This is a genomic window from Candidatus Baltobacteraceae bacterium (assembly GCA_036488875.1).
Taxonomy (GTDB): Bacteria; Vulcanimicrobiota; Vulcanimicrobiia; order Vulcanimicrobiales; family Vulcanimicrobiaceae; genus JAFAHZ01.
The window spans coordinates 1-13,141 of the sequence record DASXGW010000006.1 but is presented as its reverse complement, the minus strand read 5'-3'; the positions used below and the strand labels follow the sequence as shown (position 1 = coordinate 13,141).

Sequence of the window (13,141 nt, the reverse complement as noted above, 5' to 3'; positions counted from 1 at the left end):
AGCTACGCCGGCGACTCGAACGGCGGCGATGAGAGCAGCGGTGCCGTCGAGACGACCGTCAGCCAGAGGTACGAAGAGGCGACTCGATGGGACAGCATCGTAAGGGTTTCGACTTCTTCGGGGAGATAGTGCGTGCGATCGCGTTTCGGGCCGCAAACAATGAAGCCGACAAGTCGCGTTCGTGCGACCATCGGCACGAAAAGCGCGCCACGAAGGGGATGCGACGGCTCGTCACATTCAAACGGCTCGCTCCACCGGCGAACGCGCAACACCGCGAAATCGTCTGCCGGTAGGATTGTCGGCAGGGCAGGGTCTCGCGGCGTGCTCAGCGCGTAGGACGCTCCATCCTCGGTATAGAGCGCAACGTAATCCGCTTCCAACCGAGGCCGGAGTGCATCGTGCGTTTGCGACAGCAGGCGCTGCGGGTCGGCGATGAGGTCCGTCTCTTGAGCGAAGCGCCGTATAGCCGCCGCCGCCAGTACTTGGGAGCGAAAAACGACGCGATTGAGCAGTTGTTCGATGCGACGGTGCAACGTCGTCATCATGGCGCCAAGGAACAGCGTTAACGCCAGTTCCACGATCGTCGCAAAGCGCGATTGCTCGAGCCACTTGCTAAACGCCCAATCGACGAGCGCCAAGACGCCCACGATGAACGACGTCATGGCAGTGTACATGAGCGCCCGGCTCACCACGAGCCGAATATCGAACAGCCGATGCTTGAGAACGGTATAGGCGAGTGCGATCGGAGCGAAAACGGCGCACGCTTGACAAAGATTGATCGTAATTGGATCGGGGGTCAGGAGTTCTTGAGTCCAGGCGAACCTCAGTGCGAGGAACGGCAAGAATGCGACGGCAAACGCGCACGCGACCCAGCGCAGCCGATTACGCTCGTCGGCGGGCGCGGAGAAATACCGTACGATCAACGCCGCAACGCCGGCCGCGTACCCCGAAACGCGCAGAACGTTCGCAGTAGTGCTGAGCCATGGCGGCGAGGCAAAGCCCGCAAATATGTAGCTAAAGATGTCGAAGAGGCCGACCCCGGCGAGGAAGGGTGTGACGATGACGAGCGCCGCCCGTTCGAGGAGCGCCCCCGCGCCGCGCGGGTTTGCATCGGGAAAGCGCAGCGCGAACGAAACAAACGCACCCGGTGAGAGCGCGCCTGCTAGTGTAAAAAGCGCAAAGGCGGGGACGGCGATCGCGAACGGCCACGTGTTGGGGGTCGCCGCGAAGGTGCAGAACGTGTACGAGAAAGCGTAGAACGCCCAGGTGGCCGGCATTGGGCGAATTAAGACGAGTACTGCCGCGAGGATCAGGTAAGAAAGCATTGCGAGCACTTCGATAACGTTGCTGACGTTGTCGGCGGTAGTGCGCAAGCGTGTTTGCGCCGTGAGCGTAACGACGCGTCCGGACGTGAGCGGCACTTCTAGCACGCGCCCGGGTTCTACCACGCGCAGGCCGTCGCGCCCGAGGGCATAGCGATCTGCCGGCGTCATGCGAAGGACGTCGACGGTATCGCCGACGCGGAGGCCTCGCGCCGCGCCCGAAGAGACCACGACTACATCCGACCGCCCATTCATGAGAAACCCGAACGACCCGTACGGATGCCAGGGAAGCGTGAGATCGGAGCCCTCGATCACCGTCCCCAAGAGGGTAAACGCGACAACGAAGATGGTTCGAACGATCACTCGGGACCGCGACGCATTCATTGGATGCTGATTCTAGTTGCCCGTCGCGAGCCCTCGAAACTGCAACAACGGCCCGACGTCGGGATCCTTGCCGTAAAAGGCGCGGAACATCGGGCCGTAGTCCTCGGAGTCGCCGCGTGAGAGAATCATATCGCGAAAACGTTGGCCGTTTGCGCGCGTGAGACCGCCGTGGTCGACGAACCACTGATAGGCGTCGTCATCGAGCATCTCGCTCCACATATAGGCGTAGTAGCCGGCAGCGTACCCGCTCGCCCAAATGTGCGCGAAGTACGTCGAACGATAACGCGGGGGAACGTTAGGGAAGTCCGTCCCGGAGAGTTGGAGTGCGTGCGTTTCAAACGCATCGACGTCCGGCGCCGCCGGAGCGCCCGACCGCAACGAATGCCAGGCCATGTCGAGCTCGTCGGCTGCCAAGCTCTCGCCCATCGAATAGCCCTCGTTGAACTTTGTAGCTTCCTCCATCTTGGCGATGAGTTCTTGCGGCATCGGCTCGTGCGTTTTGTAGTTGAACGCGTAGTGCTTGAGCACTGATGGATAGAGAGCCCAATGTTCGTTGAACTGCGAGGGAAACTCCACGAAGTCGCGCGGTCGAGCGGTGCCCGAAAGCGACGGGTATTTTTCGACCGCGAAGAACGCATTGAGCGCGTGACCGAACTCGTGAAACATGCCCTTCACGCTATCGATCGTCAGCAGCGTGGGCTCTCCCGGCGGCCCTTTTGGAATGTTCTCGACGTTGTAGGCGACGGGTTTGGTCCCTAGCAGCGTGGAGTAATCCGTGAAGGAACTCATCCACGCCCCGCCCTGTTTGTTATCCCGCTTGAAGAAATCGAAGTACATCAGGGCGAGCGGAGCGCCGTTCTTGTCGTAGACTTCGAAAACCCGCACGTCGGGCTGCCAGACCGGAATGTCGTGGCGTTCTTTGAACGTGATGCCGTAGAGCTGATTCGCCGCATAGAAGAGGCCGTTCTGCAGCACGTTGTTGAGCTCGAAATACGGCCGGATCTCGTTATCGTCGACGTTATACTTCGCCTTGCGAACCTGCTCCGCGTAGTAGTCCCAGTCGTAGGGCTGCAGCGCAAAGTGCTCGCCGCTGCGGTCGATTTGCGCTTGAATCTCTGCGGCTTCTTGCCCGGCCTTCACGCGCGTGGGTCCGATGAGACCGCGCAGAAACGTCTCCACGGCGGCCGGCGTCTGTGCCATTTCTTGCGTTAGCTGATACGCCGCGAAATCCGGATAGCCGAGCAGCTGTGCTTTCTGCATGCGCAGTTTTGCCATTTGCACGATCGTCGAACGGGTATCGTTGTCGTCGTTGCGCTCGGTGCGCGTCCACGAGTTATCAAAGAGCTGTTTTCGCGTGGCGCGATCCTGCAGCAGCGTGAGCGCGGGCTGCTGCGTCGTGTTTTGCAGCGCGATCAGGTAACCGCCGGGATCCCCTTTTGCTTTGGCCGCCTGCTCCGCGGCGGCGATCGCACTGTCGCCAAGGCCCACGAGCTGGTCCTTGTTTTTGACGACCAGCGCGCTTGCGGCCGTGGCCGCCAGCAGCTTGCGCTCGAAGCCGGCTTGCAGCGTGGCCAGCTGCTGGTCGAGCTGCTTCAATTGCGCCTGTTTTGCTGAAGAGAGGCCCGCGCCCGCGTGCGTGAAGCGCCGGTAGTAGGTTACGACGAGATGGCGCGACTCCGGATCGAGCTTGAGCCGATCCAAACTGTCGTAAACTGCCTTCACGCGCGCGAAAAGCTTCGGATTGAGATAGATCGCGTCGCTCTGAGCCGCCAACTCCGGCGCGATGGTTTGCCGCACGTGCAGCAGCGCCGGATCGCTGTTCGTGGCGACCTCAACGCTGAAGGCACCCATCGCCCGATGCAGCAGGCGCCCCGACTTCTCCATCGCAACCAGCGTGTTATCGAATGTCGGCGGGGCGGCGTTATTTGCGATGACGTCGATCTCTTTTAGCTGCTGCTGCATCCCGGCTTCGATCGCCGGTTGATAGTCGCCGTCGCCGATGCGATCGAACGGCAGCGCGCCGAAGGGTAACGTGCTCGGCTGCATCAAGGGATTTTCGGGCGCACTCGGGGCGGGGACGGTCGCCAAGACGGCAAGCGTTAGAGCGGCGAAAGTTGCAAGAAGAAGACGCATAAGGACACATTCGCCGGTCGGCGCTCGCGAACCGTTCTAGCAGGTGCGTCAATCAGCGTGTTCATCGGGCGTCACCGTCTCGAGATACTCGGCGACTTTCGATTGCTTGGCGTATCGCGCCCATTCGAGCGGGGTGGCGTCGTGCAAAATGTCGCGAACGCTCGTCACGGCGCCGTGTTCGACCAGCAGGCGGACCGTAGGTTCATGACCGGCTAAAGCTGCCTGATGCAGCGGGGTCGAATGCGAGTGACCGCCGACGGGCGCGAACCGGTTCGGGTCTTCACCGGCGTCCAGTAGCAGGCGAGCGATGTCGACGTAACCGTGCTGCGCCGCCATTGCGAGCGCCTTGTGGCGCGTTTCGGTGTCGGCGATGGGGAGTTGTCGCGCCGCCTCATCGATCAATCCGAGCTCGGTAGCGACGAGAAGATCGATCTTCGTTCCGCGCTGCACCAACTTGCGAACGGCGTCGAACTCGCCGAAGAGGGCCGCTACATAGTGTGCGTTACCGGGGTTGGCCCCATAATCGCACAAGACGTCGAGGAGCGCCGATTTCACGCCGCTTTCCCGCGCGACGTTGCTGGAAGCAACGAGATCCAGCGCCGAATCGACGCTTTCGCGGTCTTCTTTGCCGCCGGCTTCCAAAATGACGCGTGCGACCTCGGCGATGTTTTTCGGAAGGTGCCCGTGGCGGGTCGGATTCTCTGCGACGAATTCGAGGAGCGTCGGATTTTGGAAGTAGTTGCCGCCCTCGAACGAGATGCGGCGCCGAACGATTTCCGGATTCGCGCGCAAGTATGCGCGCAAGCCTTCAACATCGCCCGTGTCGAGAAGATCGACTGCGCGACGAAACGGGGCGTCCTTAATCCGAAGATGCTGCGGAAGGCTAAGATCGACAGGCGCCGGATCGCTCACGCGGACCTTCAACCGGGGCCAGGAGGCGAATCCATATTCTCGCGCAACGGCATATTGCGCGTCGCTGAGCTTCAGCCAAGCCTGCGCAATCTCCGTATCGTTTGCTCGACGGAACTTTGGATGAAACTCTCTGAAGCGTTGCAGGGCTTGAGGCGAACCGGCGCGCTGCGCACGCAACAGATCTTTCGCCTGGGTCTTGAGTTGCTCTATGCTCGGCTGAGCCGGCAATTGTCGCACTGGCACGGAGAACGTCCTTTCGAATGCCCGGCGTCCGCATTATCAGGCTTCAAGGTGCGTTCTCAATCAACGTAAGAACGAGGGTGGACTCGGTCCTTTCCGCGGACGGGATGCGCCCCAGCGCGCACCCCGGCAGTATACCATATTGGACGCCTCTCGAAGGCCCGAGAAAGAGGGATGGGAGCGAGGGCGAGCTTTTCATGAGGCCAACGCGCATCGCATCTTTCTCGAGGTATTCGAATCGAACGCGGTCTGCCGCCGCGCAGACCGAACTCGTTGAAGGTTACCGGGTCGACTGCGCCACCATCATGACCGACGGTAAAGCCGCACTGGCCATGATGCGGTAGCCTGCATCGTTCGGATGCAGGCCGTCGCCGCTCAGCAAGGATTTCGCCCGGGATGATTCTTTGTGGGAAAGCGAGTAGAGCGGTACGAAAGCGGCGCCGTACGTTCGTGCCGACGCGGCGATCGATGCGCTCCCACTTCGCGATAACCACGACTCGAGCGGCTTGAGAGCCCATGGAATTCGTGGGCTCAACGAAACATCGGGAAGGCCGATAACGACGATTCCGGCATCGGGCAAGCGGGATCGCACGTTCGCAAGAAGCTTCGTATAGCTCGTCCAAAAATGATGCGGGGTGTAGAGCTTTTGCACGTCGTTTGCACCGGCGATGACGACGACCAGAGAACACCCGTCAGCGTGAAGGTGCGAAACTTCGGTGGCCGCGATCTCGTCCGTCGTTGCACCCGGCTTTCCGAGGTTGCGCATCGTCGCATTGGGATGCCGTCGCCGGACGTCCGAATAGATGAGCGCGGCGAACGTATCTTTCGGAGCGCTCGCGCCCCAGCCGCGTGCGAGGCTATCGCCGACGATCGTGAGATGAATGGCTTGCCGCGCGCAGGCGGGAGCCAGACGAACGACTGGAGACGTCGCGACGTGAGCGCGCGCACAGCCGGCCAACAGGACGGCTAACACACCGGGTAACGCTCTAAGGATGACGCGAAGTTTCATTTTGGCTGAGCGAAGAGGACGTCGTTTGCGATCGCGGCGTTTCCGGCCACGTTCGGATGGATGAGGTCGGGTTTGAAGTAGGCCCCTTGGTACATTCGCGGGTCGGCAGCAATATCGACGACGTTTACGCCGCTCTTGCGAATCATGGCGTTCCAAGTAGTGACGTCCTTGGCAAAGCGCGGGTCTTCAGGTCCGGTCATGCGCTGCCAGTGCCGAATGGTCAGCACGATGATTCGGGCGCGCGGTTCTTTTCTCCGAATCGTCGAGACGATGTCTTTATAATCTTTCTCCGCCGAGAACAGTTCGCTCGTTGTCGCGGGCGGGATGCGATGATGGCCGGTCGGCAGATGGCCCTTGGTTGCGCCGAATCCGCCGATATCGTTGGTGCCGCAGTTGAGAATCACCGTCGCCGCACCGGCGGGCATTTTCGAGAGCCGCACGCGCACCTGCGCGCAGGTATATCCGGGCACCGCGAGGTTGACGAGCCGATCGCCCGTACGGCGGGCATAGAGCGCGGCATAGTTTTGCGTCGACGGATGCGGCAGCGCCCACCCGTAGGTAATGGAATCGCCCAGGGCGACGAGCAGCGGAACCATCGGGCGGCGTTTCGCCGCGGGGATTGGTTTCACTGCGGTGACGCAACCCGGCGCTCGCCCCGCGCGGTCAAAGCTGCGTGGAACTGTACCGGGGCGAGCTGGAAACCGCGTTTGGGCCGATGCACGTAACGGTCGACGCCGACGGCATTCTCGTCGAAACGTGGCTGCCGGGCCGTGCAAGGCGCAAAGAGTCGACCCCGAACCCCACGCGAGCGGCCGCAACCGGTCTCGACCGTGCGCGAAAACAACTCGACGAGTATTTTTCGCGCAAGCGCCGGACGTTCGATCTCCGCTTCGAGCCGCACGGAACGCCGTTCGAGCTGCAGATCTGGAAACGGCTGTGCGATATTCCGTACGGACGGACCCTATCGTACGGCGCCATCGCCGACGAACTCGGCCTCGTTAACGGCGCACGGGCAGTAGGACGAGCCAACGGCGCGAATCCCATACCGATCGTGATTCCATGCCATCGCGTCATCGGCAGCAACGGCGAGTTGGTAGGCTTCGGCGGCGGTTTGCCGCTCAAGCGCGCGCTGCTCGAGCTCGAAGAAGCCATCGTCGTGCAGCCGCGGCTCTTTTGATGCGCGTGCTTAGCCGCCTAGCTGCAGCCCTGTTGGCGTTGCCGCTCCTCGCAGGGGCCGCACCGCCGCGCGAGAGTGCCGGCGATATTCATAAAATTCAGCACGTCGTCATCATCATGCAAGAGAATCGCTCGTTCGACAGTTACTTCGGAACGTATCCGGGCGCCGACGGCATCGCCATGAACGGCGGCGTTCCGGTGGCGTGCATGCCTAGTCTGCCGGGGAGGCCGTGCGTTCGTCCGTATCACGAGACCGGTGACGAAAATACCGGCGGTCCGCACAGCGCGCACGCCGCCGACGTGGTCATCGACGGCGGTAAAATGGACGGCTTCATTCAAGTGATGGAAAATCTCCAGGGCCCAGGCGGCTGCCCTACCGACATACCGACGTGCGCGGTCAAGGGACACGAAGAGACGGTGATGGGCTATCATACCGAAGCCGAGTTACCGACGTATTGGGCCTACGCGCGCGACTTCGTGCTGCAGGATCGCATGTTCGCGCCGGTACGATCGTGGAGTTTGCCGCTGCACGTCTACATGGTGTCGGAATGGGCCGCCAAGTGTAAGAGCGCAACGGACCCAATGAGCTGCGTGTCCGATCGCCGGTTCACCGATAACGACGAAAAGCCGCACGACATCATGCCGCGGCGATATTGGGTGCCCGGTCGCCCGTCGTCGCCGTGGACCGATCTCACGTACTTGCTGCACGCGCATCGCGTTTCGTGGGCGTACTACGTGATGGACGGATTCGAGCCCGACTGCGACGGCGATCAGGCGAGCTGCAAGCTCAAACCGCAAACGGCACGAACGCCGAGCATTTGGAATCCGCTTCCGGCGTTCGTCGACGTGAAAGAAGACGGCGAGCTCGGCAACATCAAGGACACGTCGTTGTTTTTTAGAGATCTCGCTAATGGGAATCTGCCGTCGGTGGTTTGGCTGGCGCCGTCAAATCGCTACAGCGAACATCCTCCGGGATTGCTGAGCGCCGGTCAAGCCTACGTCGCGGGCATCGTGAACGCCATCGCGCGCAGCAAGTATTGGGATTCCACCGCGATCTTTTTGAGCTGGGACGACTGGGGCGGTTTCTACGACCACGTCGTGCCGCCCGACGTCAATACGTTCGGCTATGGATTGCGCGTGCCGGCATTGGTCATCAGTGCCTATGCGCGTAAGGGTTTCGTCGATCACCAAACGCTCAGCCACGACGCCTACGTGAAATTCATCGAAGACGATTTCCTCGACGGCGAACGGATCGATCCGAAAACCGACGGCCGTCCCGATGCGCGTCCGACCGTTCCCGAAAACGCGCCCCAGCTAGGCGACCTTCGCGCGGACTTCGACTTCACGCGGCCGCCACGTCCGTTGCCGGTCATGCCCAACGGTTTCGAAGGACCGTACAAGCCGGGCTATACTGGGCCGCCGTAGAAAACGACGGGTCATGGGGCGCGTATTCACGGCGTTCGTCCTTTTTGTTTTCCTGGGCTGCGGCGCGGTCCGGGCGGAGTCGCCGTGGGCGACTATTGCCGACCCGGTCTTCACCCGAATTGAGGCGCAAGGGCTGCCGCAACCCGCCGTGTACGCGGTCGCACAAGATGAAGCGGGGTTTCTGTGGGTCGGTACGCCGGGCGGATTGGCACGCTACGACGGGTATGCGTTTGTCCCATTTACGCCGGGAGCCGGCTACGCGGCCGCTCCTGCGGGCGTGGAGGCGTTGCTGGCCGACGGCCCGCGGCTGTGGATCGGAACCGCCTCCAACGGGCTGACCAGCCTCGACGAAACGTCGGGAACGTTCACGAACTGGGCGCCCGACGGAAAGGGCGTACGCGGTCCCAGGAGCTCGGCCGTTATCGCGCTCGCGCGCGTTGGGAGCCGGCTCTGGATCGGCGGCGATGCCGGGCTCGACTCGTTCGATCCGCAGAGCGGTGTTTTCGCGTGCGAGCCGCTCGGGTCGGGTGGCGAGGGCGATCGGCGCGTAGAGGCGATTCGTACCGATCGAAACGGCGCGATTTGGGTCGCGACGGTGCGCGGACTGTTTTATCGCCCCGCGGGAGCGCGCACGTTTCGGCGATTCGTCACCAATGCGGGCGAGCGTAACAATCCGGGAACCTTCTTTAGCTTGTACGAGGACGTGCGCGGTCGCATGTGGGCGGGGGCCGTGAACGCGGTCTACGCGATCGCAGCCGACCGGCGCTCGGTAACGACGTACGCGTCGAACGGCGATGCGTCGCTGGCTCCGGGCGAGCAATGGACGTTGATCGAAGCGACACCCGGAAAGATCTGGGCGGGTACCGGCGGAGCGATATCGATTATCGATGCGGCGGCGAGCCGCGTTCATCGCGTTACGGTCGATCGCGCGAACCCGAGCGGGTACATGCCGGGCGACGTGTGGCAGTTTGTGCGTGACCGATCGGGTTTGATTTGGATTGCTAACGGCCCCGGCGGATTGCTCGCGCACAATCCGCTCAATCGCGGTATCTACGAGCTGTCGTCGAGCGATATTCTTGGCGTCGGTAACTTGGGAGTGCGCGCGGTCGCAGCCGGGCGCGACGGCGCACTTTGGGCTGGTGGGTCGCACGACGTCGTGCGCTTCGATCCGCGCAGCGGCGCCGGCGGCGCGTTGAGCGTTCCCGATCGCCCGAGCATATCGGCGTTAGCTCAGAGTAACGGTACGCTGCTGATCGGTACGATCGCGGGCGTTTGCCGGCTTCAGGCCGCGCAAGCGGCAATCGAATGTCCGTCCGGTGAATATCAGCAGGTGCGCCGAAGCTTTTCGCTGCTGCAAGACGGAGATCGCCTGTGGGCGGGCTCCAGCTCGGGCGTCACGGAATGGGACCAGCGAAGCGGGAAGGTGACGCGTTTCCGGCGCGGCTCCGGACCGCGTTCCATTTCGAACGATTTCGTGACGGTGCTCTACGAAGATATCGACGGCCGGATCTGGGCGGGCACGGCCAACGGTCTCAATCGCATCGATCCCGAGACCGGTTTGGTCACGCGCTTCGTTCACGACGACGGCAACCTCGGGTCGCTTGGAGCCGGAACCATGAGTTCGCTCGCAGAGGACCAAAGCCGCCGCATTTGGGCCGGCGCCATCGGCGGTCCGCTGAACGTGCTCACGGAATGGTCCGACGGAAGCATGACCGTTCGTCACATGGACCAGTCCGACGGCGTGCCCGGAAACGTCGATGGTTTAACGGTCGACGCAAACGGCACCGTTTGGGCGAGCGCGCCGGGCTCGATGGTGCGCATCGATCCACAGCGAATGCGGGGTCTGCCCTTGGGTCCGCCGGTGAGCATCGCCGAAAGCGAATTCTGGAGCCGGTCGGTGGCTCGCGCGAACGACGGCACGTCATTTTTTGCCGGAATGTATGCCGTTACCATCGTGACGCCCAACGCTTCGGCAACGTGGCATTACGCGCCGCCGGTGGCGATCACCGCACTGCGAACCGGGGATCGCACGGTTCCGGTATGGAGCCAAACCACCGACGTTCGACTCGAACCCGGAGCGCGGGATCTCACTGTCGAGTTCGCCGCCTTGGACTATTCCGCGCCGCAGCTGCTGCACTACAGCTATCTCCTCAAAGGGTACAATAGCGACTGGATCGACGCCAATTCGAGTCACCGTGTCGCGACGTACACGAATCTCGCTCCGGGTGAGTACACGCTGCTCGTGCGGGCTACCAATCGGTCGGGCGAGTGGAGTCCGAACGTGGTCGCGCTGCACGTGCGCGCGATGCCGGCATGGTTTGAGACGTGGTGGTTCAAGCTCTTCGCCGCGGCGCTCTTCATTGCAGCGATCGTCGCGTTCGTGCGGGGACGCACCGCCATCTTGCGCAGCCGCGCCGAACGATTCGAAGCGATCGTCGAGCGGCGCACGTTTGAGTTAGCCCAAGCCAATACCGCGCTCGAGCGAATGACGATCACCGATACGCTTACCGGGTTGTTCAATCGCCGGTTTCTCGTGCAGCGCATCGACGAAGACGTCGCACTCGCGCTGCGGCAAAAGACCGACTTGGTGTTTTTCATCGTCGACGTCGATCATTTCAAGGCAGTCAACGACGAGCTCGGTCACGCCGCGGGGGACCGCGTCCTAGCACAGATGCGCGACCGTCTCGAGTCGGTATTCCGCTCTTCCGATTACGTGGTCCGCTGGGGCGGCGAGGAGTTTTTGGCCGTTACGCGCGCGACCTCGCGGAACGACGCGCCCGAGATCGCCGAACGCTTACGTGAAGCAATCGCTCGAACTCCGTTTTCGATCGGCGGCGGGCAGTGGCTGCTCAAGACGGTGTCAATCGGCTTTGCGGCCTTTCCGTTCGTCGAGACGGAACCCGTAGCGCTCTCGTGGGAGCAGGTCGTCGCGCTGGCCGATCGGGCGCTCTATATGGCAAAGGACGCGGGAAGAAACGCGTGGTTTGGTTTGTCCAGCGGGGAAAAAACCGACCCCGGGCAGGTGGCGTCGGTTTTGACGCATTCGCCCGAGGCCGTTGCGGAGACGTGCGGGTTGATCGCCGTTACGTCGACTCGCGTACCTTCCGTTTAGCTCGGTCCACCTCGGCCTTTACGTCCTCGGTGGCTTCGCGTCCAACCGATCCGGCTTTCTCGCCTGGAGTCATGAGATCGCCGTACTCTTCGCGATTCTCGCGTTCTACGTCGGCGTTTCCGCGGTGCACGCCTTCTTTGACGGCATCGCGCACGTTTTTAACGGTCTTCTTTATTTCATTTGCCATAGCGGGCGTAAACTACCCGGCGCGAGCCGTCGATTAACGCGGCAAGCGCTCTTACGCCGGTAGGGTAGCCGGCTCAGCACTTGCGCGTATAGCTCGCTCCCGATCCGCTCATGTGCTTGCCGTCAGCCGACAGCTTGAGCGTTTTGTTGCCGTAGTACGTGAGCGTTACGGTGTTGCCCACGAGGTACCAGTTCCCGGAAACGCCGTCGGGATCGCTCAGATTTCCGTCGGTATCCATCTTTAGCACGACTTTTGAATCGCTATCGGAGACCCAGGTGCCGACGAGATTGGTCGTGGCGCATCCGGTCGGCGGCGGCGTTGGCGTCGCAAGCGCCGTTACGGTCTTGCCGGAGAAGTTGTGCGCGATGTTGAGACAAAGCGAGCCCGCATCAAATGCGCTGCCCGGGCTTTGCACCGCGCACGTAAAGGTGGCGACGATGCTCTTGCCGACCGCCGTACAGATGACCATGGCGCCGGCCGTATTCTGGCCCGAGGCGTTGGGCTTCGAATAGGCCTGCCAGTCGCCGCTGCCGGGACTTTTCTCCGTCGCACTGCCGAGGTAGGATTCGAGCGCGGTTTTCGCCTTCGCGCCGCACTGGTCGACGGTCATGCCCTCGTAGACGTACCGTATTCCGGTATTAAGATCCACGCCGGCGCGAGCCGGAATCGCGACGCAAATCGCGAGTACGGCGAAGAGGATGGCGGTGGAGCTACGCCCGTTCCGTATCATTGCTTACCCCCGGCGTTCGGACTCGTTCCGAACGCGGATTGTTTGGCGTCGAACGCTGCGCCGAGCTTCGCGCACAAGTCCGTGGCCGACACTGGACTCGGCGGGATTTCGACGGCACATTCGAAGGTCGCAAAGTAGCCGTTGCCGTCGGGATAGCAGTGAATCGAAGCGGCCTGCGGCGGCGTGGCCGGCGGTTGAACGGTCGCGATGGCGCGCCACTCGCCTGGATTGATTTGGTCCGGTCGCGAGATGACGGTGGTCAGCGCGCTTTCAGCGCGCGCGTTACAGTCGCTGTTCGATTGATTGGAAACGGTCTTCTTGTCGCCAATTGCCAAGTCGAGCGCGGCCGGCGCTGCAGTGGTGCAGAGCACGGCGAGCGCCCCGAAGGCGACGGTGAAGAACGCTAGGCGATAACGAGGCGTCCCAGCCACGGCGATTCCCTCCTCTTTATGAACTCAAGAATATGCACGAGGACGTCCATTTCCTACCCGCCGGCGATGGCGCCGACGAT

The 13,141-nt window shown here is 62.3% G+C and carries 11 protein-coding genes; 3 read left to right on the top strand and 8 right to left on the bottom strand.

Annotation, left to right across the window (positions count from 1 at the left end):
* Positions 1 to 2: 2 nt before the first annotated feature.
* The 5 genes from VGG89_09025 to VGG89_09005 all read right to left on the bottom strand — a co-directional run bounded on the left by VGG89_09025 (position 3) and on the right by VGG89_09005 (position 6,629).
* On the bottom strand, positions 3 to 1,706 hold the full coding sequence (locus VGG89_09025) for a GAF domain-containing protein (protein HEY1976675.1): 1,704 nt from the start codon (positions 1,704 to 1,706) through the stop codon (positions 3 to 5).
* Between the two features lie 12 nt (positions 1,707 to 1,718).
* Positions 1,719 to 3,839: a M3 family metallopeptidase gene (locus tag VGG89_09020; protein HEY1976674.1), complete on the bottom strand. Its 2,121-nt coding sequence runs from the start codon at positions 3,837 to 3,839 to the stop codon at positions 1,719 to 1,721.
* 48 nt (positions 3,840 to 3,887) lie between these two features.
* Entirely contained in the window at positions 3,888 to 4,751 is an 864-nt protein-coding gene (locus VGG89_09015) for an ankyrin repeat domain-containing protein (protein HEY1976673.1), read from the bottom strand.
* Positions 4,752 to 5,271: 520 nt separating this feature from the next.
* A complete protein-coding gene (locus tag VGG89_09010) occupies positions 5,272 to 5,964 on the bottom strand; it encodes an SGNH/GDSL hydrolase family protein (protein HEY1976672.1) in 693 nt (230 codons plus the stop codon).
* Between the two features lie 32 nt (positions 5,965 to 5,996).
* On the bottom strand, positions 5,997 to 6,629 hold the full coding sequence (locus VGG89_09005) for an SGNH/GDSL hydrolase family protein (GenBank protein HEY1976671.1): 633 nt from the start codon (positions 6,627 to 6,629) through the stop codon (positions 5,997 to 5,999).
* A gap of 44 nt (positions 6,630 to 6,673) precedes the next feature.
* Between VGG89_09005 and VGG89_09000 the strand changes: the two genes are divergently transcribed.
* From VGG89_09000 to VGG89_08990, 3 genes are read left to right on the top strand one after another with little or no spacing between them, the layout of a single operon-like run.
* Positions 6,674 to 7,177, top strand: a complete 504-nt coding sequence (locus VGG89_09000) for a methylated-DNA--[protein]-cysteine S-methyltransferase (protein HEY1976670.1) — start codon at positions 6,674 to 6,676, stop codon at positions 7,175 to 7,177.
* Between the two features lie 5 nt (positions 7,178 to 7,182).
* Complete coding sequence (locus VGG89_08995; GenBank protein ID HEY1976669.1) at positions 7,183 to 8,601, top strand: alkaline phosphatase family protein; 1,419 nt, start codon at positions 7,183 to 7,185, stop codon at positions 8,599 to 8,601.
* 13 nt (positions 8,602 to 8,614) lie between these two features.
* On the top strand, positions 8,615 to 11,713 hold the full coding sequence (locus VGG89_08990; GenBank protein ID HEY1976668.1) for a diguanylate cyclase: 3,099 nt from the start codon (positions 8,615 to 8,617) through the stop codon (positions 11,711 to 11,713).
* Here the strand turns inward: VGG89_08990 and VGG89_08985 are convergent.
* The 3 genes from VGG89_08985 to VGG89_08975 form a co-directional block, all read right to left on the bottom strand.
* A complete protein-coding gene (locus tag VGG89_08985; protein HEY1976667.1) occupies positions 11,685 to 11,900 on the bottom strand; it encodes a hypothetical protein in 216 nt (71 codons plus the stop codon). The genes VGG89_08990 and VGG89_08985 overlap by 29 nt on opposite strands.
* 73 nt (positions 11,901 to 11,973) lie before the next feature.
* On the bottom strand, positions 11,974 to 12,630 hold the full coding sequence (locus VGG89_08980) for a hypothetical protein (protein HEY1976666.1): 657 nt from the start codon (positions 12,628 to 12,630) through the stop codon (positions 11,974 to 11,976).
* Complete coding sequence (locus tag VGG89_08975) at positions 12,627 to 13,061, bottom strand: hypothetical protein (GenBank protein ID HEY1976665.1); 435 nt, start codon at positions 13,059 to 13,061, stop codon at positions 12,627 to 12,629. Before VGG89_08975 ends, VGG89_08980 begins: the two co-directional genes overlap by 4 nt.
* Positions 13,062 to 13,141 lie beyond the last annotated feature (80 nt).